Source organism: Amycolatopsis sp. NBC_01480, assembly GCF_036227205.1.
Taxonomy (GTDB): domain Bacteria; phylum Actinomycetota; class Actinomycetes; order Mycobacteriales; family Pseudonocardiaceae; genus Amycolatopsis.
This window is the reverse complement of record NZ_CP109442.1, coordinates 3,210,548-3,232,491: the sequence shown is the minus strand read 5'-3', so window position 1 is coordinate 3,232,491 and position 21,944 is coordinate 3,210,548. Positions and strand designations below refer to the sequence as shown.

Below are 21,944 nucleotides of genomic sequence, written 5' to 3'. Positions count from 1 at the left end.
GTCTCGGGGACCAGGGAATCAGTGGCGCGGATACCGCTGCACCCATTGGTCGCCGAGCCGGCTCAGCGCCGAATTGCGGTCGAAGTGCCACAGCGCGTCGGACGAGATCTGCTCGATCAGGTGCCGCAGCTCCAGCTGGTCGACCCACTTCTGCGGCAGCCCGGGCACACCGGCGCGCGCGCCGAGCAGGGCGCCGGCGATCGCGCCGGTCAGCGCGCTGCGGCCGGAGTGGTTGACCGCGCGCAGCAGCGCCTGCTCCGGGTAGTTCTCGAAGCCGGACAGCGCGGCGAAGGCGCGGCCGAGCACCGAAAGCGTGCCCTGGCCGTCGCCGATCAGCTCGGGCATGCGCAGGTCCGGGAGGCCGTGCTCGCCGAAGAACGGGACCGATTCCGCGACCATCGCCTTCACCGGCGCCCACTCCGGGCCGTTGACGAACGTGGTGTTGTGGTCGGTCAGGATCTCGCGCGAGAGGTTCCAGACGGGGTAGCTGAACGCCTCTTTCGTCAGCGCCGACTCGAACAGCCAGGCCAGATACGTCGCGACGGTGAGGTCGTCCTCGTGCGGGTGCGTGACGCCGGCGAGGTCGCGCACGGCCTGCCGGACGCCGCCGCTGAAGCCGGTTCCCGGGCCGGCCACCGTGAGCACCGCGGGCAGCGCGGCGATCAGCGCCGCCGGGCCCGACATCGGCACCGCGGACGGCGATCCGGTGGCCAGCGCGTGGTACGCGTTCAGCTCGCTGTCCTCGGCGGTGCGGCGGACGTGCAGGTCCGGCACCTTCACCAGCCAGCCGTCGGTTTCCTCGTGGGGCGCGCCCTGCGTGTGCAGCCAGCGCATCAGCGCGCCGCGCACCACGCCGGGGAAGAGCTTCTCGACGTCACGCGATTCCGGCTGCTCGCGGTGCGGGCTGCGGATCACGGCCTCGGTGTAGAACAGCAGCCGCTGCGTCAGCGAGCCGACGCGGCCCGGCTTGTCGAAGGCGACCGGCAGGTCGTCGATGCCGTCGGGGCCGAACTGGGTGACGATCTCGTCGAGCCGCAGCCGGTCGACGGCCATGCCCAGCGCCTCGCCGAGCGCGAAGCCGACGTACGCGCCCGTGACGCGCTGCCAGCCGAAGCGGAAGTTTTCCAGCTCCTGCTCGTGGTATTTGCCGAACGTGTCGAGCCGCGGCACCATCTGCCCGGCGTTGTCCCAGGACGGCGCGAGGCCGTTGGCGCGCAGGTCGTTCGGCTTGCTGCGGGGCCCTTCCGGCTGGGCCAGCCGCCGCAGCCACGACTGGCCGAGCACGGTTTTCTGGCACTCTTCGGCGGTCAGCTCGAAGCCGTGTCTCCGGGCCCGCTCCGCGGCGCCCAACGGCGGTGGCACGGGCTCTTCGAGGCCCATCCGCGCCGCCGTGTCGCGGGCCAGCCGCTCCAGGTCCTCCTCGGCCTCCGGGCAGCGGCCGTTGCGGTCGATCCGCGGCTCGTGCCGGGGGAACCGCTTCGCGATCGCGGCCAGCTCGTCACCGGTGACGTCCTCGAAGGTCGCCGGGCCGCCGTTGATCACCAGGTTCGGCGGGTGCTCGAACTCGGCCAGCGTGGCCAGGTCCACCCGCCACCAGGCGTGCTCGCGCGGCGGGAAGTGCCGGGTCGCGCTGAACACCTTGAGCTCGTTGCGGTCCTCGGAGAAGTAGAACCGGTCAGTGGAGCCGCTTTCGGGGTCCAGCGGCACGAAGACCTCGCAGCGCAGCAGCCCGATCAGCAGCTGCTCACGGGTCAGCCAGCCGACGCTCGCGAACGCCAGCAGCGTCTCCAGCGTGTTCTCCGGCTTCGGGTAACCACGGCGGATCGGGCCGGCCTTGTACTCGGGGTTCTCGCGCTCGTCGCCGGTCTGGTGGCCCTCGTTGTCGACCTTCACCCAGCCCGCGACGGCCTGCAGCGGCACGCCCAGCTCACCGAGCCCGGCCTTCACGTACTCCGGGTCGACGACCTCGCGCCAGCTCTCCTGGCCGGGGAACGCGACGGGGATGCTCAGCCCGCCCGGGTGCGGGTGCGCCTGGCGCAGCTCGCCGTCCGGCTCGCGCACGACCACCGACGGCGGCGGGAAAAGCTCCTTCTCCGGGCGGCCGTCGTCGAGGAACGCGACGGTGTTGTAGGGGATCGACCAGCCTTCGGGGATACGCAGGACCTGGTCGTGGTCCACGCGGAGGCCGCCGGGGCCGACGACTTCGGGACCGTGCACAGCGCGCAGCCAGTTCCCGACCTTCTCCATCGCTTCCGCCGCTTCCACCTACTCGATCCTCTCCAGGCTTCCGTCGGACTCGTGCTCCGAGATCGGCTTCGGCAGCACGTACGCCACGGCCCCGCCCGGCAGGTTCGCCCAGGGCACAGTGACCCCGGTGATCACGTGTAGTGATCGCCGGAGCCGATAAGTGCGGGCCACTCGCTCTCGTTCGAGTGGCAGTGACGTCGTAACGAACCGTACCTCGCCGTGATGTACCAGGTTGCCGGGTTCCTCGCCGAAACGCAGGACGACGGTACCCTCCGCCAACCGGGTGAGTCTCTTGTTGCGGAGCAGGGTGAGGGGAGGGTCACCCGGGGCCGCCTGGATGGGCCAGTCGTCGAGCACGCGGGCGGTCTCGAGCGGCGTCTCCCGCCCGGCGGTCATGCGGGCGGGGTGCAGCAAGAGGGCTCCGAGCAGCTGCTGGGCGGCGCTGGCCAGGTGCGCGAAACGCTGTTCGCCGCCGGTCGTGGACGTCACCGTCCAGCCGTGGCCGGCCGGTTCGAGGCACCACTTCCCCGGCTCGCGGAAGCCGATCCGGTAGGCCTGCGGCCACACGCCGGACGACTCGAGCCGCTGCTCCAGCACGGCGAGCAGCTGGTCGTCGGTCAGCTCGGGGTCCGCGGCGGTCTCCAGCTCGGCCGCTTCGTCGCCACCGGTCCGTTCGACGTCGGCCGGCCCGGGGCGGGGCCGCGCCTTGCCGAGCAGGTCGGCCTCGGCGGTACGGCGGACCAGGTGCTCCACGTACGGCGGCTGGAAGCCCAGCGACCGGATGTGCGCGACCAGCGCGGGCTCGGGCGCGACGCCGGCGCGAAGCTGCTGGGAGACGGTCTCGGGCCAGAGCCACGTGCCGTCCGTGCGGTGCCCTTCGCCGACCAGCGGCTCGCGTTCGAGGTACTGCAACACCAGCGGCAGCTCGTCGTCCGGCAGCGGCTCGCGCTCCTCCCCCGTTTCGGCAGGGCGAGCGTGGCGGAAGACGACACCGAGCGGGAGTCCCGTGCGCAGCCGCCACCAGTCGGGGATGTGCGCGTCGTCGCGGGGGAACGTGGCCAGCTCGTCGGCGTACGCCTCGGCGTCGGGCGGGGTCGTCCACTGCGGGTCTTCGTCAGCGAAGAAGTCGAAATCGAAGGTCGAATCGGGCGCGAGGACAAAACGCGACTGCAACCAGGTGCCGCGGCCCTGCTGGTACATCCCGGCACGCAGCACGCTGAACCGTTCGGTCAGCTCCGGCCCGGCGGTCGTGTTGCGCAGGCGGGTCTCGGTGTGGGCGCCGACCTGGGCGAATCCGACTCCGGCCGGACTGGCGGGGTCGGGCTGGTGCGCGCGGACGAGTTTGCCGATCTCGACGAGCAGGGCCCGCTGCTCGTCCGCGGCGAGGATTTGTTCCACGTGAATCAACGCATCCGGGACATGCGGGCTCAGAAGCCGCGGCGGCGGTTCTGGGGCACGGCGCCGCGCGGGCGCACCCGCCGCGGTGTGGGGCGCGGGGCCGTGGCCGGCAACGCCAGCCCGTCGGTCAGCGGGGCCTCGGCGAGCTGCTGCACCAAGGCCTGGACGGTGTGCGCGAGCTGCGCCGGCGAGGTGCGCTCGAACGTGTCGGGGGCGAACTCGAGCTTCCCGAGCGTGCCGCCCGCGCCGACGGTGGCCTGGACCAGCCCGTCCGGCGACGTCAGCACGGCAGGACCGACCTCAAGGCGCGCGCGATCGTCGCCGGTGGTGCTCACGGTGGCCCCCCGTGGTGGTTGAACTCGCCGGGGTTCACCCGGCCGGGTCATCCGTCACTCTAATGCCAATGGCCTGATCACAGTCGCCGTTCGGCCCAACGTTTGCGGCAGCGAATCAGCTCGGCGTGGCGCGCCGCCGCGCGAGCACGTAACCGGCGCCGCCCAGCACGTAACAAACCGTGGCCGCGACCATCAGGCCCGGCGAGTGCCCGTTTTCCGGCACAAACAGCGCGCCGACGGCCACGGCCGCCACCTGCGTGATGTTGAAAAGCGTGTCGTAGAGGGCGAAGACGCGGCCGCGGGCTTCGTCGGCGACGTCGAGCTGGATCGACGAGTCGACCCCGAGCTTGAGCACCTGGCCCGCGCCCGTGATCAGGAACGACGCGATGAGCGCGAGCGGCAGCAGCATCGGCAGGCCGAGCGCGGACTGCGCGAGCGCCGCCACCACCAGAGCCCCGAGGATCGCGCGGAGCCGGCCGAACCCGCGGATCAGCCGCGCCGTGCACAGCCCGGCGACGAGGATGCCCACCCCGGCCAGCGCCACCATCTGGCCGAGCCCGGGCAGGCCGGCCCGGAACAGCCCGTCGTCCACGAAGTAGTTGCGCATCAACAGAACGGTGACCAGCAGCGAGATGCCGTACGCCGCGCGGTGGGCGAAAAGCGCGATGAAGCCCGCCGTCACGCTCGGTGCGTGCCAGGCGTGCCGGGCACCGTCGGCGAGGCCGCGCGCGACGGCGAGGAACGGGTTCGGCGGCTCGTCGACCACCGTCGGCCCGAGCACGCCGCGACGGAACCGCCAGGCGACCAGCGCCGACGCCAGTGCGCCCAGCGCCGCGAACGCCGTCGTCTCGGCCGAGCCGACGTCGCCCGCGCCGAACACGGCGCGCAAGAGGATGGCGCAGCCGCCGCCGACCACGGCCAGCCCGGAGCCCAGCGTCGTCGCGAAGGCGTTCGCCGTCACCACGCTGGAAGCGGGCACGACGTGCGGCAGCGAGGCCGACAGCCCGGAGCCGATGAAGCGGGACGTGCCTTCGGCCAGCAGAGCGAGTGAAAACAGCCCGGTGCCACCGAGGCCCGTCCCGACCGCGGCCGCCGAAGCCACGATCGCGACCGCGCGCAGGACGTTCGCGAACACCAGCACTTTCCGCCGGTCCCAGCGGTCGAGCAGCGCGCCGGCGAACGGCCCGACGATCGAGTACGGCAGCAGCAGCGCCGCGAATCCCCCGGCGATGGCCAGCGGGTCGGCGGCGCGCTCGGGGTTGAACAAGACGGCCCCGGCCAGCCCGGCGCGGTAGACGCCGTCGCCCCACTGGGCGGCGAAGCGCGTGTAGAGCAGACGGCGGAATTCGGGGTCGCGGAGCAGGAGCCTCGGCCCCATCCGCACTGTTGCCGCCCCGCTGCTGACCGTCACGCGGTCAGCGTAGCCATCGGAGGTGGCTGGTCAGAAGGTGCTTTTGGGCATTCTGCAAAGAAGTAAGCGGCCGGCGCACCGGTGGGGTCCGGGGGCCCGGCCCCCGGTTGACACACCAGGCGCGACTGCGGGGAAGCGGTGCTCCGCGAACAAGTTGGCGGCCGGCGCACTTGGTCGCCTCTCGGCGGCTTGGCGCAGTGTGGCTCCAGCCGAACTGGTATTCCACAAAGGCGGTTCTTCAGTGAGCCCGGGGGACACGGAGTGCGCCGGCCACCGTGTTCAACGGGGCGGATGGGACTGGTGTTCCCCGGCCGCCGGGTTTTCTTCGAGCCGGAGGTGGGATCATTACGGGCGTGCCAGCGGACGCCGAGGTTGAACCGGGAACGCTCCTGGTCGCCGCCCCCACGATGTTCGACCCGAACTTCAAGCGGACCGTGGTGTTCGTCATCGACCACCGCGACGAAGGCACGCTCGGGGTGGTGCTGAACCGCCCGAGCGACGTGCCCGTGCACGACGTCCTGCCCACCTGGGGCGGGCACGTCGCGGAGCCGCAGTCGGTGTTCGTCGGCGGGCCGGTGGAGAAGAAGACCGCGCTGTGCCTGGCGGCGCTGCGCACGGGCGAGACGGCGGCGAGCGTGCCCGGCGTGATCGCCGTGCGCGGCCCGGTGGCGCTGGTCGACCTCGACACCGATCCCGAGGTGCTGGTGCCGAAGGTGCGCGGGGTGCGGGTCTTCGCCGGTTACGCCGGCTGGGACTCGGGGCAGCTCGCGGGCGAGATCGAGCGCGAGGACTGGGTGATCGTGCCCGCGCTGCCGAGCGACATCCTGGCCTCGCCGAGCCGTGACCTGTGGGGCCAGGTGCTGCGCCGCCAGGGCGTGCCGATCGCGTTGCTGGCCACCCACCCGGGCGACCTGCAGCGGAACTAGCTGCCGTCGGCCTTCTGGAACACGCCGCAGCCGCCCGCGCCGCAGGCACAGCCGCTGCATCCGGCGGGCGCGGCCGGCGCCGGGGCCGGCACGGTCAGCGCGGCGCGGGCGCCGAGCACCCCGCCGCCGACGACCATCGCGAGCAGGCCCAGCACGCCGACGAACGCGGCGGCGATCAGCCCGGCCGTGGTCGGCATGGCCAGCGCCGCGAGCCCGGCGACCACCGCCACCGCGCCACCGGCGAGCGTCGGGAGGCCCGCGATGCGGTTGGCCAGCTTGAACGCGGCTTCACTGCGCAGCGAGGCCGCGGTGCGGACCCCGGTACCGCTTTCCCGGGTCAGCCGCTCGCGGAAGCCGAGGAAGCCACCCCAGCCGACGACAACACCCAGCACGATCGGGACGAGCGCGATAGCGAACACCCCACGAGGATAAGCGTGACGTCCTGGCAACCTGCCGGATACCCTCGTCCGCTGTGCTACAGCCCATGTCTTCACCTACGCGACACCGGGTACTCGGCCTTGCTCTGACCGGGCTACTCCCGCTCTCCCTGCTGGCCGCCGCCCCACCGGCCGGCGCCACGGAGAGTCACGCCCGGCCGATCCGGCTGATCGGCGAGCAGATCGTGCCGAACGCGCTGTCCTTCCAGGGCACCACGGTCGGCGGCCTGTCCTCGATCGACTACGACCCGAGGACCGGCGGCTACGCCCTGATCTGCGACGACCGCTCGGCCATCGACCCGGCGCGGTTCTACACGGCGAAGTTCGACGTCGACGCCCACCACCTCGGGCCCGTCACCTTCACCGGCACCCGCCCGCTGCTGCGCCCGGACGGCACGCCGTATCCGCCGCTCGCGCAGAACGACCCGGCGGCGCCGCAGAACGAGCAGACGATCGACCCCGAAGAGCTGCGCGTCGACCCGTGGACCGGCGACTACACCTGGTCGCAGGAGGGCGAGCGCACCGCGACCACCCCGCCGACGCTGATCGACCCGTCGATCCGCCAGGCGCGCCGGGACGGGTCGTACGTCCGCGACCTGCCGATCCCCGCGAACGAGAAGATGACCCCGGGCGCCGGGCCGCGGCAGAACCTGGTGCTCGAGGGCCTCACGTACGCCGCGTTCGGCACGCTCGTCGCCAGCGAGGTCGAGGGCCCGCTGCTGCAGGACGGGCCGGAGGCGACCACCACGTCCGGCTCGCTTTCGCGGATCACGCTGCAGGGCCGCGCCGGCCCGGTGCTCGCGCAGTACGCGTACCCGCAGGAGAAGCTGTTCGCCGGCCCGGTGCCGCCCACCGCGTTCGCCACCACCGACGTCTCCTCGATGCTCGCGGTGAACCAGGCCGACCCGACGAAGTACCTGATGATGGAGCGATCCTTCGTCACCGGCGTCGGCAACAAGATCCGGATCTACGAGATCGACACCCGGGGCGCGACGAACATCCTGAACGTCAAGTCGCTGGCCTCGTCCAAGGACGTCCGGCCGGTGAAGAAGAAGCTGCTGCTCGACCTGGCCGGCTACCCGTTGTCCACTGTGGACAACGTGGAGGGCATGACCTGGGGCCCGGCGCTGCCCGGCGGCGAGCGGAGCCTGGTGCTGGTCAGCGACAACAACTTCGCCGCCACGCAGGTGACGCAGGTGATCGCTTTGGCGGTCCCGTCAGAACGGCTTTGACCAGGACGTTAAGATAGCGGTATGAACACGGCTCGGCTGCTCCTTAGCCTGCCGCGCTGACCAGGCCACCATGGTCACGGCCGGCGCGGCGACCCCTCACGCCTTCGGGCATGGGGGGTCGAGTTGTTTCTGGAGTGGCTCGACACGGAGGAAAACGGCGATGACAGGGTCCACGGAAGCTCCGGTCCCGGCGTCCGGCGCGGCGGAAACACCGACGCCGCCTGGCGCTGAGGCGGCCCCGCCGCACCGCTACACCGCGGAGCTGGCCGGGCAGATCGAGCAGCGCTGGCAGGACTACTGGTCCGACCACGGCACCTACCACGCGCCCAACCCCACCGGCCCGCTCGCGGTCGAGGGCGAGCCGGTGCCGTCGGACAAGCTGTTCGTGCAGGACATGTTCCCGTACCCGTCCGGCTCGGGCCTGCACGTCGGGCACCCGCTGGGCTACATCGGCACCGACGTCTACGCGCGCTACCACCGGATGATCGGGCGCAACGTCCTGCACACGCTGGGCTACGACGCGTTCGGCCTGCCCGCGGAGCAGTACGCGGTGCAGACCGGCACGCACCCGCGCACCACCACCGAGGCGAACATCGTCACGATGCGCCGCCAGCTGAAGCGGCTGGGGCTGGGCCACGACGAGCGCCGGTCGATCGAGACGATCGACCCGGACTACTACAAGTGGACCCAGTGGATCTTCCTGCAGATCTTCAACTCCTACTACGACACCGAGGCCCACAAGGCGCGGCCGATCGAGGAGCTGGAGAAGGCGTTCGCGGCCGGCGAGCGCCCGACGCCGGACGGCCGCCCGTGGGCCGAACTGAGCGACGTCGAGCGGCGCAAGGCGATCGACGAGCACCGGCTGGTCTACATCTCCGAGGCCCCGGTGAACTGGGCGCCCGGCCTGGGCACCGTCGTCGCGAACGAGGAGGTGACCGCGGACGGCCGCAGCGACCGCGGCAACTTCCCGGTGTTCCGCAAGAGCCTGCGCCAGTGGATGATGCGGATCACCGCGTACGCCGACCGCCTGGTCGACGACCTGGACCTGCTGGACTGGCCGGACAAGGTCAAGTCCATGCAGCGCAACTGGGTCGGCCGCTCGCAGGGCGCCCGCGTCGCGTTCGCTGCCGGTGAGGAGAAGATCGAGGTCTTCACCACGCGGCCGGACACGCTGTTCGGCGCCACCTACATGGTGATCGCGCCCGAGCACCCGCTGGTGCCGAAGCTGACCGCCGCCGAGTGGCCGGGCGAGCACCCGGAGAGCTGGACCGGCGGCGCCGAAACCCCCGCGGCGGCGATCGCCGAATACCGCGCCGCGACCGCCCGCAAGTCCGACCTGGACCGTCAGGAGAACAAGGAAAAGACGGGCGTGTTCACCGGCACGTACGCGGTGAACCCGGTCAACGGCAAGGAAATCCCGGTTTTCATCGGCGACTACGTGCTGATGGGCTACGGCACCGGCGCGATCATGGCCGTGCCCGCGCAGGACCAGCGCGACTACGACTTCGCGAAGAAGTTCGAGCTGGAGATCGTCCGCACCGTCGACCCCGGCCCCGGCTTCGAGGGCGAGGCCTTCACCGGCGACGGCCCCGCGATCAACTCGGCGAACGACTCGGTCAGCCTGGACGGCATGGGCGTGGCCGACGCCAAGAAGACGATCATCGCCTGGCTGGAGGAGCACGGCCACGGCGAGGGCACCGTGCAGTACAAGCTGCGCGACTGGCTGTTCGCCCGCCAGCGCTACTGGGGCGAGCCGTTCCCGATCGTCTACGACGAGTCCGGCCTGCCGATCGCGCTGCCCGAGGACCAGCTGCCCGTGGTGCTGCCGGAGGTCGACGACTACGCGCCGAAGACCTTCGACCCGGACGACGCCGACTCCGAGCCGTCGCCGCCGCTGTCGCGCGCCACCGACTGGGTCGAGGTCACGCTGGACCTGGGCGACGGCCCGAAGAAGTACCGCCGCGACACCAACGTGATGCCGCAGTGGGCGGGCTCGTGCTGGTACCAGCTGCGCTACGTCGACCCGGACAGCAAGGACGTGTTCTGCGCGCCGGAGAACGAGGCCTACTGGATGGGCCCGCGCCCGGCCGAGCACGGCGTCGACGACCCGGGCGGCGTCGATCTGTACATCGGCGGCGTCGAGCACGCGGTGCTGCACCTGCTGTACTCCCGCTTCTGGCACAAGGTGCTGTACGACCTGGGCCACGTCTCGTCGAAGGAGCCGTACCGCCGCCTGTACAACCAGGGCTACATCGAGGCGTACGCCTACACCGACGCGCGCGGTGTGTACGTGCCGGCCGAAGAGGTCGTGGAGCGCGACGGCAAGTTCTTCCTGGGCGACGAAGAGGTCAAGCAGGAATACGGGAAAATGGGCAAGAGCCTGAAGAACGCCGTGACGCCCGACGAGATCTCGGACAACTACGGCGCGGACACCTTCCGGCTGTACGAGATGTCCATGGGCCCGATGGACATGTCCCGCCCCTGGGCGACCAAGGACGTGGTCGGCGCGCAGCGGTTCCTGCAGCGGCTGTGGCGCCTGGTCGTCGACGAGCAGACCGGCGAGCTGCGGGTCACCGCGGACGAACCGTCGGAGGCCGACCGGAAACTGTTGCACCGCACCATCGCCGGCGTCCGCGAGGACTACGCGGAGCTGCGCTTCAACACCGCGGGCGCCAAGCTGATCGAGCTGAACAACCACCTGACCAAGGTGTACGGCTCGGCGGCGACCCCGATCGAGATGGCGGAGCCGCTGGTGCTGCTGCTGGCCCCTATGGCCCCGCACATCGCCGAGGAGCTGTGGCACCGCCTGGGCCACGTCGATTCCTTGGTGCACGGCCCGTTCCCGGTGGTGGACGAGAAGTACCTGGTCGAAGACTCGGTCGAATACCCGATCCAGGTCAACGGCAAGGTCCGCTCCCGCATCACCGTCCCCGCCGACGCCACCAACGAGGCCGTCCAATCCGCCGCCCTGGCCGACGAAAAAGTCGCCGCCCTGGTCGGCGACAAGACGCCGCGCAAGGTGATCGTCGTGCCCGGTCGTCTGGTGAACATCGTGCTGTAACCCGATTTCTGGCGAAGGCCGCCCCGGGAAGTTCCGGGGCGGCCTTCGTCGTCTCCGGCCAACGCCAAGACGGAAAGGCGCCAGCGTCACCAAGCCCGGCCCGATTCGATGGAGCCATCAGGAAAACGGCTTCAGCGAAGGAGAATGGCAGATGATCCTCGACGGCAAGGTGGCTCTGGTGACGGGCGGCAGCCGGGGCATCGGGGCGGCCACGGCGGTGCGGCTCGCTGAGGACGGGGCCGATGTGGTGCTCACGTACGCCAGCAACGAGCGGCTCGCGGCCGACGTGGTCGACCGGATCAAGAGCCGGGGCCGGAGGGCGCTCGCCGTGCAGGCGGACAACGCCGACGCGGCGGCCGTGGAGGCGGCGGTGGCGGCCACCGTCGCCGAGTTCGGGCGGCTGGACGTGCTGGTCAACAACGCCGGGGTGGGCTTCGTCGCGCCCCTTGAGGAAACCGCGCAGGACGACGTCGACCGGGTGCTGGCGGTGAACGTTCGTGGGGTGTTCGCCGCGTCGAAGGCCGCTGCCGCTCGTCTCGGTGAGGGCGGGCGAGTGATCACGATCGGCAGCTGCGTCACCGATCGCGTGCTCGGGCCGGGGATGGTCCTGTACGCGGTGAGCAAGTCGGCGCTGGTCGGGCTGACCAAGGCGCTCGCGCGCGAGCTGTCGCCCCGCGGCGTCACGGTCAACCTCGTGCACCCCGGGCCGATCGACACCGACATGAACCCGGCCGACGGTCCGTACGCGGCTGATCAGGCGTTCTCCACCGCAGTCGGCCGTTATGGCTCAGCCGAGGAGGTCGCCGCGGCCGTTTCGTACCTCGCGGACCCGGCCAGCGCGTACGTCACCGGCGCGATCCTTTCGGTCGACGGCGGGCACGCGGCCTAACGCGCGTCGAGGCCGACGTCGCGGGCGAGGTCGGCCAGCATGGCCTCGAACAGCACGTCCGGCTTGGACACGGGGATCGGGTAGTTGCCGAACACCTCAAGCGTGACGTGCCCGTAGAGCCGGGCCCAGAACTGGATCATCAGGTAGGTCAGGCCCAGGTCCAGCTTCTCCGGCGCGATGGCCCGCCCGGACTCCGCCAGCACCGCGAGCAGCTCCCCCTGGAACGCGGTGAGGTCGTCGCGGAGCTCGGGCGGGACCACGTCGTTCGGCGGCATCACCAGGTCGTGGATCGCCAGCACCTGGCCGGCGGCGGCGAGGAAGATCCGGCCGAACGGCTCGTCGAGGCGGTGCAGCGCGCTGCCCGCGGTGGTGCCGACCCCGCCCGTGGGCGAGGCGAACACCAGCGTGAACTCCTTGGTGTGCGTCAGCGCCCAGCGCCGGAAGCCCTTGCAGATGGCGAACAGCTGGAGCATGCCGTCGTCGGGCAGCTCGGCGATGTCCACGGCCAGCTCGGCCGCCAGATCGGCGCAGACGTCGAGGCGGAGGTTCTCCACCAGGTCGTCGCGGGACTCGTAGTAGCGGTAGAGAGCCGGCGCGGTGATGCCCAGCTCGCGGGCGATCGCGCGCAGGGTGACCGCATCCGGACCGTCGTCCACCAGGAGTTTACGGGCGGTGCGGCGGATGTCCTGCTCGGTAGCCGCTCGCGCGCGGCCCCTTCGCGTGGGGCTGCTCATCCGGACATTCTAGGTGCTCGGGACACCCATTTCGGTACCAACGCGGCCGGAGAGCAGTCCGGCTTGCGCCGCGGTCAGCGGCCGGAGCAGCCACATCGCGGGGACAACCATGCCCAGCGCGCAGAAGAAGTGCACGATCCACGCCCCGGTCAGCGACGGCCCGCCCCACGAAGCGCCGGCCGTGGCCTCGTCCCAGAACAGCCCGTAAGTCGCGATCCGCCACACCAGGAACCAGATCAGCACCGCGAACGGCCACGCCAGCAGGGCCAGACCGGCCGAGGCGAGGCGGCGAGGGGGACCTTCGCGCACGGTGGTGCCCACCAGCCGCGCGGCGAGCTGCCGCCGGGCCCGAGGGCCGGCGGCGAATGCGGGCAACGCCAGCAGCGCGTAGATCGAGCGCTTCCAGTCGGAGATCGTCATGCCTCGACGGTAGGAAGCTCTGACCTGCCAGAACAGGCGGTAAGCCGCCGTCCTGGGTAGGGGAAACCCGGGGCGGCCCCGCGGGTGACGGGGCGCCGCCGACGCCGATCACTCGGGGGGCTACGTGATCGGCGCCGGCGACCCGATGCCCTCTCCGGTGCGCTTCCGGTCGGGGCAACGCCACTGGTCTCGAGGACAGTGACGCACCACAAGAGCGGAGCCCGTGTCAGAAGTGACGCCTGGGGGAGTTCTATCCCCCGATCGAGTGACGGGTTGTCCGCTGCTCGCCTGATTGTCGCACCCGGCGCTAGATAAGTTACAAAAACCTTCACTTTTGTGCCCGTACTGTCCTTGACCCGCGTGACCAGGCGCTCGTGGCAGAGTGACCGCCATGAGTGCTGCCGTTCTGGTCGTGGGATCCGCCAACGCCGACCTGGTCGTGCCGGTCGAGCGCCGCCCCGGAGGCGGCGAGACGGTGCTGGGCGGCGACACCACGCTGTCGCCCGGCGGCAAGGGCGCGAACACGGCCGCGGCGGCCGGTCGCCTGGGCGCGGACGTCGCGCTGCTGGGCGCCGTCGGCGACGACTCGTACGGCCGGCTGCTGCGCGATTCGCTCGCCGACGCGGGCGTCGCGACCGGCCACGTCCGCACCGTCGGACGGCCGACCGGCATCGCCTACATCACCGTGACCCCGGACGGCGAGAACTCCATCCTCGTCTCCCCCGGCGCCAACTCCGCGCTGGAGCCCGGCGACCTCACCGACGACGTCCTCGACGGCGTGCGCGTCCTGGTCACCTCGCTCGAGGTGCCGTTGCCAACGGTCGAGCACGCCGTCGCGCGCGCGAGCGCGAAGGGCGTCCGCGTGCTGCTCAACCTGTCGCCCGCCGCTGAGGTTTCACGCGAAACACTGGGCGCGCTCGACGTTTTGCTCGTCAACGAGCACGAGGCCGCGTACCTGCTCGGTACCGAGGACGCCGACCCGCGCAAGCTGCTTGAGCTGGGCCCGCGCGCGGCCGTCGTGACCCTCGGCGCGAAGGGCGCGGTGGTCGTCGAGGCGGACGGCTCGACGGAGGTCGCGTCGCCGAAGGTCGAGGCCGTCGACACCACGGGTGCCGGAGACGCCTTCGCGGGTGCGCTGGCTGCTTCGCTGGCCGAAGGCGCGACGCTCGTCGACGCGGCGAAGCGGGCCGTGAAGGTCGCGGCTGTGAGCGTGACGCGACACGGCGCGCAGCCGTCGTACCCGACTCCCGACGAGCTGGAATGACCGGCGGCGGCCCCGTGTTGTCGTTCACGTGGGCGATTCGTTCGGTTCGGCCTGGTGGCGGGGGTACGCCGCCCAACTGAAAGCGATCGCGGACGCACGGCGTCCCGACGCGCTGGCGATCATGTCCTTGTCGGAGACGCTGGCGGCGCTGGGCCGGCAGTCCGAGTCCGACGAGGGCGTGTGCGACGTCCCGCTCGAGGGCGTGGTCGGCACCGTCGCCCGTGGCGGCGACTTCGACCGTCAATTCCGGCCGCGCAACCGCGCGTTGCGGGACCGCTGGGAGGCGCTGGCGCGCACGTCCGCGGACCTGCCACCGGTGCGGCTCGTGCGGCTGGGCGACATGTACTTCGTGGAGGATGGCCACCATCGCGTCGCGCTGGCTCGCGCCCGCGGGTCGTCGGCGGTGCGCGCCCAGGTGCGCCGGATCTGCACCGTGGCCTGGGCGTTGCGCTGTCTCACGGTGGCGGACCTGCCGTCGAAGACCGCCGAGCGGCTGTTCCTCGAGCGCGTGCCGCTCGCCGACGACGTCCGCCTCGACCTCTGGCTCGACGATCCGGCCGACTGGTTCCGGCTCGCGGACTCGGCGGAGGCCTGGGGTTTCCGGCAGACTCTGCACGGCCGCCCGCTGGCCAGCCGCGAACAGCTGGCCGAGGCGTGGTGGCACGAGGAGGTGCGGCCGGTGCTCGAGCGGGTGCGGTCCCGCGGATTGTGGGCGGCACCGCGAGATATCGAGACGTATCTGAGCTATGGTCTAGACCATGTCTGAGACCCTCACGGGCACAGCCGCCTCGGGCCAGCCCGCCGCGACCACCGAGTCAGCCGGAGTCACCGTGACCAACAACCCCGCCGTTTCGTCGTTGACCGGGGTCGCTGTGAGCCCGGGGCGCGCGAGTGGTCCCGTCGTGCGCGTCGCCGAGCCGCTCGGCGAGCCCGCGAGCACCCCCGCGCCGGCCGACCCGGCCGCGGAGGCCGCGCGGATCGAGCCCGCCGCCGCCGCCGTCGCCGCCCGGCTGGAGGCGCAGGCCGAGACCGCCGAGGGCGAAGCCGCCACGATCCTCATCACCACCGCCGCGATGGCCGCCGACCCGGCGCTCGCCACGCAGGCCCAGCAGCTGGTGACGGCGCAGAACCTGCCCGCGGCCCGCGCCGTCTACCAGGCCGCCGAAGGGTTCGCCGAAGCACTCGCCGCGGCGGGCGGCTACATGGCCGAGCGGGTGCGCGACGTCCGCGACGTGCGTGACCGCCTGGTCGCCGAGCTGCTCGGCATCGCCCCGCCGGGCGTGCCGGAGCTGACGTCGCCGAGCGTGCTCGTCGCCCGCGACCTGGCGCCCGCCGACACCGCGGGCCTCAACCCGGCGAAGGTGCTCGCGCTGGTCACCGAAGAGGGCGGCCCGACGAGCCACACCGCGATCCTGGCCCGCGCGCTCGGCATCCCGGCCGTGGTCGCGGTCCGTGGGCTGCTCGCGCTGGACGCGCCGGCGCTCGCCGTCGACGGGGACACCGGCGTCGTCGAGGTCGCCGACCCGGAGGCGCCGGTGGTCACCGCCGTCGCCGCGGGCCCCGCGGAGTGGAACGGCACGGGCGCGACCGCCGACGGCCACGTCGTCAAGGTCTACGGCAACGTCGGCTCCCCGGCCGACGCGCAGGCCGCCGCGGACGCCGGAGCCGAGGGCGTCGGCCTGTTCCGCACGGAATTCTGTTACCTCGACGCCTCGGCCGAGCCGACCGTCGACGAGCAGCGCCAGGCCTACACCGCGGTGCTTTCGCCGTTCCGCGGCAAGCCGGTCATCGTCCGCACGCTGGACGCTGGCGCCGACAAGCCGCTCGCCTTCCTTTCGCCGGAGGCCGAGCCGAACCCGGCGCTGGGCGTCCGCGGCCTGCGCGTGGCGTTCGACCGGCCGGAGGTGCTGGACCGCCAGCTGGCGGCCATCGCCGGCGCGGCCGAGGACTCGGGCGCGGTCGTTTCCGTGATGGCCCCGATGGTCGCGACGGCGGACGAGGCGGCCTGGTTCGCCGAGCGCGCCCGCGCCGCCGGCCTCGCCCGCGCGGGCGTGATGATCGAGATCCCGGCCGCGGCCCTGTCGGCGCGGGAGATCCTGGACGCGGTGGACTTCGTCTCGGTCGGCACCAACGACCTGGCCCAGTACACCTTCGCGGCCGACCGCCAGCTCGGCGCCGTGGCCCAGCTGAACGACCCCTGGCAGCCGGCGCTGCTGCGCCTGCTGAAACTGATCGGCGACGCGGCGATGGTGACGGGCAAGCCGGCCGGCGTCTGCGGTGAGGCGGCCGGCGATCCGCGCCTGGCCCTGGTGCTGGCCGGACTCGGCCTGACCAGCGTTTCGATGAACGCCCCGGCGATCCGGTCCGTGGGCGCGAGCCTGGCGTCCGTCACCCTGGACGACGCCCGGTCGCTGGCTGCCGCGGCGCTGGCCGCCGCCACCCCCGCCGACGCCCGGACTGTGGTCGCCGCCGCGCTGAAGTAAACGTAAAGAAGCGCCGGACCCGCCCGACGGATGGAAGCGGGCCCGGCACTCACGCTGGTCAGCCGAAGAAGCCCCGCCTGGGGTGCCGGATGACCAGCGAGCCTCCGTGGACCCGGCCGGTGAGGACGTACCGCGGTGTGCCGGCCCGGCCGTTGCTGCCGGTTTTGTCGTCGAGGGAGCCGAACTTGATCTCGGTGATCGAGTTGTAGTCGACGGCGGCCTGCGGCGGGATGACGATCTCGACCGAGCCCCACTTCGAGTCCAGCTCGATCTCGATCACCGGCGTCGACGTGCGGGCCTCGGTGAAGTCCAGCTTCGTGCTGCCGTACTTGTTGCGCACGACCATCGCGGGCGGGACCTGCCACGGGCCGCTGCGGTGCAGCGACGAGTACTTCGCGTTCAGCTCCATCCGCTGGCCCGGCGCCCAAGAGCGGGTGTACGAAGGCGCGTCCGGCGCCGCGTACGGAGCCGGCGCGGCCTCCGGGTGCGTGAGGCCCGGCAGGTCCGCGAGCACGGCGTTCAGCTCGCCGCGGGTCCGGGACGCCAGCGCGCGGTCGGTGCGCTCGGTGAACTCGTCGAGGTTGAGCATGCCGAGCCCGATCGCCTTCTGGAGCACGCCGACGACGTGCTCGCGCTCGTCGTCGGAGACCCGGATGTCGCGCGCGGTCAACGGCTTGGTCTCGGTCGCGGTCTCCGCGGTCGTTGTCTCTTCCTCGCCCATGGTGTTGATGGTAGAACTCGATTCCGCCAGCCAGATCGGGGAAAAACCCTGAACAGACCCGTATTTCGTGCCGGCGCCGCCCTCGCCGCGGCGAGCCTCCTGCTGGCCGCTTGCACGAACGGGACCCCCGCACCGGTCACCACCCCGAGCCCGTCGACCGTGCAGAACCAGCCCGTCGGACCACCGCGCACGGGCCTCGACGGCGGGCTTGCGAACCAGCTCAGCGTGCGGCTGCTGCTCGCCACGTCCCCGCCCACCGTGTTCGACGCGGACACCGGCGCGAAGGGCAGTGTGCCCGGCCTCCCCGGCGGGAAGAGGCTGGTCAGCGTCCAGCGCGTCGGCCACACACCCGTCATCCTGACCTCGCCCGAGTGCCAGTCCGCCACCTGCGCGCCGGACGACGTCTACACCTACACCGGCCCGGACACCGCGCCGGTTCCGCTCGGCCAGGCGTTCAGCATCGCCCCCGGCGCGGACGGCGACAGCGTGTGGGCGATCCGCCAGGACAGCCCCGGCAACTGCCGGCTCCAGCACGTTTCGCTGGCCGGCGCCGCGCTCGACCCCGGCACCGTGGCCAGCTGCCGCACGATCGTCCGGCAGGAGACTTCACACGGGCTGCTGATCACCGTGGACAACGGCACCGCCGAGACGGTCGACGTGCTGATCGACCCCGCCACCGGCCGTTCCGTGCAGCAGGCCCCGCGGATCCTCGCGGCCACCGGCGACCGGCTCATCCTCGGCGGCCTGACCGATCTCACCGTCGTCGACCTGCCGGGCGGCGCCCGCACCAAGGTCGCGCCGCCGGTGGTGGATTCGACGCCGTACGTGCTGCCGAACCGCGACGGCAGCCTCGCCGCCGTCGACTTCGGCACGCCCGCCTGGCACAGCACCGACATCCAGACCCGCGACCTGTGGCTGCTCGACCTCCATGACCTCACCTGGCAGGAGGCGCCATCGATGCCTTACACCACCGAGCACCTCAAGCAGTCCGGCCTCGACTGGTCCCCGGACGGCGACCTCCTGCTGGACGACGGCGTCGTCGCGGCCTGGCATCCCGGCGAGCCCGCGTGGCGGCTGGGTTCGGCGAAGATCCCGGACGCGCAGCAGTTCCCGGGCGTCTCGATCTCCTGAAACCTCAGTCCTCGTCGAGCCCGTGCTCGATCGCGTACCGCGCCAGCTCGACGCGGTTGTGCAGCTGGAGCTTCCGCAGCGTCGACTGCACGTGGTTCTCCACGGTCCGGTGCGAGAGGACCAGCCGCTCCGCGATCTGCCGCGCGGTGAGGCCCTTCGCGACAAGCCGCAGCACGTCCGTCTCACGTTCGGTCAGGCGCGGCGGCTCGGCTCCGCCGTCCGGCGCGTCTGCCATCCGCCGGTACTCGCCCAGCACCAGGCCGGCCAGCCCGGCCGTGAACACCGGGTCGCCGGCGGCCGTGCGATGGACGGCGTCCACCAGCTCCGCCACCGACGCCGACTTCACCAGGTAACCGGACGCGCCCGCCTTCACCGCCTCCAGCACGTCGCTGTGCTCACCGCTGGCCGAGAGCACCAGCACCTTCGTCTCCGGCAGCGCCGCGGTGATCTCGCGTGTCGCCTCCACCCCGGACGTCCCGCCGAGGTTGAGGTCCATCAGCACCACCGAGGGCCGCACGGTGCGCGCGATCCGGACGGCCGCGGGCGCGTCGGCCGCCGTGGCCTGCACGTCGAAGCCGTTTTCGGCCAGGTCGCGCGCCACGCCGTCGCGCCAGATCGGATGGTCGTCGACGACCATCACCGAGATCGTGCCGTCCGTCATCTCTCGCCCCTCGTCGCGCTCGGCACCCGCACTTCCCACTCCGTGCCGGTGCCCGGACCGGTCTCCAGGGTCGCGGTCCCGCCGAGATCGCGCACCCTCCCCCTGATGGACTCCACCACACCCAGATGCCCCAGCCGCGCCGCGCGTTCCAATCGCCCGGCGGGGATTCCGGGGCCGTCGTCGCGGATGCTCACGACCACCTCCGTGCCGAGGTCCTCCAGCAGGACCCACGCGTGCGCGTCCGGCCCCGCGTGTTTTTCTACATTGGACAGTGCCTCGCGCGTGACGGCCACCAGCTCTTCGGTGACGTGCGTCGCCAGGTCGACGGTGCCCGCGGGCGTCGACACCTGCACCGACGGCGTGGCCAGCAGCTGCAACGCCGAGCGCAGGTCCGCGAAGCCGTCGCCGCCCGCGCTCGCCCACGTCGGCTCCGTCGTGACGAGCGCGCGCAACGCGATCTCTTGCTCCCCGGCCAGCTTTGCCAGCTCCGCCGCTTCGCCGCCGACCTCGAGACCGCGATGCCGTACGCGCGCGAGGACCTGAAGCACGCTGTCGTGGATCGAGCGCGCGAGCCGTTCTCGCTCCGCCGTCGCGGCTTCGGTGCGCAACGCGCGCGCGAGCGCCTCCGCCGAACGCCGCGCTGTCGTGGCCGCCATGCCGATCAGCAGCCCGCTCGCGCACAGCAGCACCCCGTCGCGGGCGACGTCGAGGTCAAGCTTCTCCCGCGCGAAGCCGGTGCCGACGGCGACCACGAGCCCGGCCAGCACGCCGCCGCCAGCCCCGAACCGCGTCGCCGCCGCCAGCGGTCCGGCGGCCGCCCAGACCGTGGTGATCAGCGGGGTCGCCGCCGCGTACTGCTCAGGGGACAGGATCAGCGGCGACGTGAGCATCAGCGCCGTGGTGACCACGACGTCCAGCACCACCAGCCAGCTCCACCGGCTCGACGCGCGCGAGTACGCGTCGCTCGTGGCCAGCGACCACACGCCCATCGCGCCGACCACCGTCCACGCGAGCCACGGCCGGGCGAACTCGGCGCGGTGCCCGATGACCACGGCCAGCGCGAAGAACCAGGTGAGCACACGCAGCAGCACGACCCCGCGCCACAGCGGGGTCGCCGGGTCGCGGGTGGCCGGCGAGGTCACTTCTTCTCGTTGTCCTTCTTGTTTTTCTCGCCGTCGTCCGACTCGTCCTTGTCCGAGCCCGAGTTGGCGTCGTTGGGCCGGGTGGCTTGGGAGTGCAGCGCGTCGACGGTCGCCGGATCGGGGTTGTGCTCGTGCAGCAGCGAGCGGATGCCGGCGTTGAGCACGGCGAGCAGCGGCACGGCCAGCAGCGCGCCCGCGATCCCCGCGGCCACCAGCCCGGCGGCGATCGCCAGCACCACGGCCAGCGGGTGCAGCCGCACGGCGCGCCCGAGCAGCAGCGGCTGCAGGATGTGGCTCTCCAGCTGCATCACGCCGATCACGATGGCCAGCACGATGACCGCGCCGATGAAGCTCTTGGTGACCAGCGCGATCAGCACCGCGACCCCGCCGGCCAGCACGGCGCCGATGATCGGGATGAACGCGCCGAGGAACACCAGCGTCGCCAGCGGGATCACCAGCGGCACGCCGACGATCCACAGGCCGATGCCGATGCCCACCGCGTCGACCACCGCCACCGCGGCCGTCGCGCGGATGTAGCTGACCAGCGACGCGAACCCGCGCCGCCCGGCGACATCGACCCGCCGCCGCACCCGCGCCGGCACGCCGCGCACCAGGAACGAGTAGATGTTGTCGCCGCCAGCCAGGAAGAAGATCGTGACGAACAGCGTGAGCACGAACCCGGTGAGGATCTCGCCGATCGTGCCCGCCGTGGTCAGCGCCGTGGTGGTGAGCGACGACTGGTTGTTCTGGATGAAGCCGATGGCCTGGTTGATGAAGTCCTGGATCTGCTCCTGGCGCAGGTGCAGCGGCCCGTTGATCAGCCAGTCCTTGATCTGGTTCAGGCTGTTGTTGAGCTGTTGCTGCAGCTGCGGGAGGCCGCTGGAGAACTGCGTGATGACAAAGGTGAGCAGCCCGCCCAGCACGGCCAGCCCGGCGATCAGCACGATCCCCGTCGCCAGCCCGCGCGGGAACCGCCAGGCCACCAGCTTCGCCACGGCCGGCGCCATCAGCGCCGAGAGCAGCAGCGCGATCGAGACCGGGATGACCACCGCGGACAGGTAGCCCATCAGCCAGACGACCGCGTACAGCGCGGCGATCACCACGATGAACCGCCAGGCCAGCGCGGCCCCCACGCGCAGGCCGCGCGGGATCAGGCCGGTGACGTCGGACTCGGCGGTGAGAAACGGTTGTTCGCGCTGTTCGCGCCCAGACTGGCTCACACGATCAACCGTATCGGTCCCACCGACAATTCCGGGCGAAACGGAGTCGTCCGGGCATCGGCGCGTTCCACGCTTCGCCTGATAGGCCGCTTGACAGACCGACTCAGGAGTAACCGGGCCCCGCCAGTTCCGATCACTTTTCGTGAGAATCGAACACACACTGTGTTGTTCACACGATGGTGGCATCAAGCCGTGTCAAGGGTGCGCGGCGGCGGTCGCGGCTGGTTGTCTC

At 71.8% G+C, this 21,944-nt stretch carries 19 protein-coding genes; 8 read left to right on the top strand and 11 right to left on the bottom strand.

From position 1 onward, the window contains the following. Nucleotides 1-18: 18 nt before the first annotated feature. The 4 genes from OG371_RS15310 to OG371_RS15295 form a co-directional block, all read right to left on the bottom strand. Nucleotides 19-2,265, bottom strand: a complete 2,247-nt coding sequence (locus tag OG371_RS15310) for an ADP-ribosylglycohydrolase family protein (RefSeq protein ID WP_329069731.1) — start codon at nucleotides 2,263-2,265, stop codon at nucleotides 19-21. Next, nucleotides 2,266-3,645, bottom strand: a complete 1,380-nt coding sequence (locus OG371_RS15305; RefSeq protein ID WP_329069729.1) for a TNT domain-containing protein — start codon at nucleotides 3,643-3,645, stop codon at nucleotides 2,266-2,268. Between the two features lie 29 nt (nucleotides 3,646-3,674). After that, nucleotides 3,675-3,980: a hypothetical protein gene (locus OG371_RS15300; RefSeq protein WP_329069727.1), complete on the bottom strand. Its 306-nt coding sequence runs from the start codon at nucleotides 3,978-3,980 to the stop codon at nucleotides 3,675-3,677. Between the two features lie 115 nt (nucleotides 3,981-4,095). Further along, complete coding sequence (locus tag OG371_RS15295; RefSeq protein WP_329073084.1) at nucleotides 4,096-5,358, bottom strand: MFS transporter; 1,263 nt, start codon at nucleotides 5,356-5,358, stop codon at nucleotides 4,096-4,098. Between the two features lie 377 nt (nucleotides 5,359-5,735). On the opposite strand from OG371_RS15295, the gene OG371_RS15290 reads away from it, so the two are divergent. After that, nucleotides 5,736-6,317, top strand: a complete 582-nt coding sequence (locus OG371_RS15290) for a YqgE/AlgH family protein (RefSeq protein ID WP_329073082.1) — start codon at nucleotides 5,736-5,738, stop codon at nucleotides 6,315-6,317. Here the strand turns inward: OG371_RS15290 and OG371_RS15285 are convergent. Then, nucleotides 6,314-6,736: an SdpI family protein gene (locus tag OG371_RS15285; RefSeq protein WP_091624545.1), complete on the bottom strand. Its 423-nt coding sequence runs from the start codon at nucleotides 6,734-6,736 to the stop codon at nucleotides 6,314-6,316. The genes OG371_RS15290 and OG371_RS15285 overlap by 4 nt on opposite strands. A gap of 65 nt (nucleotides 6,737-6,801) precedes the next feature. Between OG371_RS15285 and OG371_RS15280 the strand changes: the two genes are divergently transcribed. From OG371_RS15280 to OG371_RS15270, 3 genes are all read left to right on the top strand, one after another. Further along, a complete protein-coding gene (locus tag OG371_RS15280) occupies nucleotides 6,802-7,986 on the top strand; it encodes an esterase-like activity of phytase family protein (RefSeq protein ID WP_329069724.1) in 1,185 nt (394 codons plus the stop codon). A 160-nt stretch (nucleotides 7,987-8,146) separates the two neighbouring features. Further along, nucleotides 8,147-11,047: a leucine--tRNA ligase gene (gene leuS, locus OG371_RS15275; RefSeq protein ID WP_329069722.1), complete on the top strand. Its 2,901-nt coding sequence runs from the start codon at nucleotides 8,147-8,149 to the stop codon at nucleotides 11,045-11,047. Nucleotides 11,048-11,198: 151 nt separating this feature from the next. Then, on the top strand, nucleotides 11,199-11,936 hold the full coding sequence (locus OG371_RS15270; RefSeq protein WP_329069719.1) for an SDR family oxidoreductase: 738 nt from the start codon (nucleotides 11,199-11,201) through the stop codon (nucleotides 11,934-11,936). Here the strand turns inward: OG371_RS15270 and OG371_RS15265 are convergent. Both OG371_RS15265 and OG371_RS15260 read right to left on the bottom strand, forming a co-directional pair. Then, nucleotides 11,933-12,670, bottom strand: a complete 738-nt coding sequence (locus tag OG371_RS15265; protein ID WP_329069717.1) for a TetR/AcrR family transcriptional regulator — start codon at nucleotides 12,668-12,670, stop codon at nucleotides 11,933-11,935. The two genes, OG371_RS15270 and OG371_RS15265, sit on opposite strands and share 4 nt — an antisense overlap. Before the next feature lie 9 nt (nucleotides 12,671-12,679). After that, nucleotides 12,680-13,090, bottom strand: coding sequence for a hypothetical protein (locus OG371_RS15260; protein WP_329069715.1), 411 nt, complete (start codon nucleotides 13,088-13,090; stop codon nucleotides 12,680-12,682). Nucleotides 13,091-13,481: 391 nt separating this feature from the next. On the opposite strand from OG371_RS15260, the gene OG371_RS15255 reads away from it, so the two are divergent. Genes OG371_RS15255 through ptsP form a run of 3 tightly spaced genes read left to right on the top strand, consistent with a single transcriptional unit; the run spans nucleotide 13,482 to nucleotide 16,837 of the window. After that, a complete protein-coding gene (locus tag OG371_RS15255) occupies nucleotides 13,482-14,354 on the top strand; it encodes a ribokinase (RefSeq protein WP_329069713.1) in 873 nt (290 codons plus the stop codon). Between the two features lie 28 nt (nucleotides 14,355-14,382). Continuing rightward, nucleotides 14,383-15,120: a hypothetical protein gene (locus tag OG371_RS15250; protein WP_329069711.1), complete on the top strand. Its 738-nt coding sequence runs from the start codon at nucleotides 14,383-14,385 to the stop codon at nucleotides 15,118-15,120. Continuing rightward, nucleotides 15,113-16,837, top strand: coding sequence for a phosphoenolpyruvate--protein phosphotransferase (gene ptsP / locus OG371_RS15245; protein ID WP_329069709.1), 1,725 nt, complete (start codon nucleotides 15,113-15,115; stop codon nucleotides 16,835-16,837). Before OG371_RS15250 ends, ptsP begins: the two co-directional genes overlap by 8 nt. 58 nt (nucleotides 16,838-16,895) lie before the next feature. On the opposite strand, the gene OG371_RS15240 is transcribed toward ptsP, so the two are convergent. Then, nucleotides 16,896-17,558: a DUF1707 SHOCT-like domain-containing protein gene (locus OG371_RS15240; protein WP_329069707.1), complete on the bottom strand. Its 663-nt coding sequence runs from the start codon at nucleotides 17,556-17,558 to the stop codon at nucleotides 16,896-16,898. 159 nt (nucleotides 17,559-17,717) lie between these two features. On the opposite strand from OG371_RS15240, the gene OG371_RS15235 reads away from it, so the two are divergent. Beyond that, the gene (locus OG371_RS15235; RefSeq protein ID WP_329069704.1) at nucleotides 17,718-18,689 is read left to right on the top strand and encodes a hypothetical protein; all 972 of its coding nucleotides are present in this window, start codon (nucleotides 17,718-17,720) and stop codon (nucleotides 18,687-18,689) included. 4 nt (nucleotides 18,690-18,693) lie between these two features. Here the strand turns inward: OG371_RS15235 and OG371_RS15230 are convergent, their stop codons facing one another. From OG371_RS15230 to OG371_RS15220, 3 genes are read right to left on the bottom strand one after another with little or no spacing between them, the layout of a single operon-like run. After that, on the bottom strand, nucleotides 18,694-19,350 hold the full coding sequence (locus OG371_RS15230; RefSeq protein ID WP_329069702.1) for a response regulator transcription factor: 657 nt from the start codon (nucleotides 19,348-19,350) through the stop codon (nucleotides 18,694-18,696). Next, nucleotides 19,347-20,492: a MacS family sensor histidine kinase gene (macS, locus tag OG371_RS15225; protein WP_329069701.1), complete on the bottom strand. Its 1,146-nt coding sequence runs from the start codon at nucleotides 20,490-20,492 to the stop codon at nucleotides 19,347-19,349. The genes OG371_RS15230 and macS overlap by 4 nt, the downstream gene beginning before the upstream one ends. Continuing rightward, the gene (locus OG371_RS15220; RefSeq protein ID WP_329069699.1) at nucleotides 20,489-21,712 is read right to left on the bottom strand and encodes an AI-2E family transporter; all 1,224 of its coding nucleotides are present in this window, start codon (nucleotides 21,710-21,712) and stop codon (nucleotides 20,489-20,491) included. The genes macS and OG371_RS15220 overlap by 4 nt, the downstream gene beginning before the upstream one ends. Nucleotides 21,713-21,944 lie beyond the last annotated feature (232 nt).

Excerpts from the sequence above, each read along its gene's own strand:
- OG371_RS15295 (WP_329073084.1), bottom strand. The coding sequence starts at position 5,358 with ATGGGGCCGAGGCTCCTGCTCCGCGACCCCGAATTCCGCCGTCTGCTC.
- OG371_RS15280 (WP_329069724.1), top strand. The coding sequence starts at position 6,802 with ATGTCTTCACCTACGCGACACCGGGTACTCGGCCTTGCTCTGACCGGG.
- leuS (WP_329069722.1), top strand. The coding sequence starts at position 8,147 with ATGACAGGGTCCACGGAAGCTCCGGTCCCGGCGTCCGGCGCGGCGGAA.
- OG371_RS15270 (WP_329069719.1), top strand. The coding sequence starts at position 11,199 with ATGATCCTCGACGGCAAGGTGGCTCTGGTGACGGGCGGCAGCCGGGGC.
- OG371_RS15265 (WP_329069717.1), bottom strand. The coding sequence starts at position 12,670 with ATGAGCAGCCCCACGCGAAGGGGCCGCGCGCGAGCGGCTACCGAGCAG.
- OG371_RS15260 (WP_329069715.1), bottom strand. The coding sequence starts at position 13,090 with ATGACGATCTCCGACTGGAAGCGCTCGATCTACGCGCTGCTGGCGTTG.
- OG371_RS15255 (WP_329069713.1), top strand. The coding sequence starts at position 13,482 with ATGAGTGCTGCCGTTCTGGTCGTGGGATCCGCCAACGCCGACCTGGTC.
- ptsP (WP_329069709.1), top strand. The coding sequence starts at position 15,113 with ATGTCTGAGACCCTCACGGGCACAGCCGCCTCGGGCCAGCCCGCCGCG.
- OG371_RS15240 (WP_329069707.1), bottom strand. The coding sequence starts at position 17,558 with ATGGGCGAGGAAGAGACAACGACCGCGGAGACCGCGACCGAGACCAAG.
- OG371_RS15230 (WP_329069702.1), bottom strand. The coding sequence starts at position 19,350 with ATGACGGACGGCACGATCTCGGTGATGGTCGTCGACGACCATCCGATC.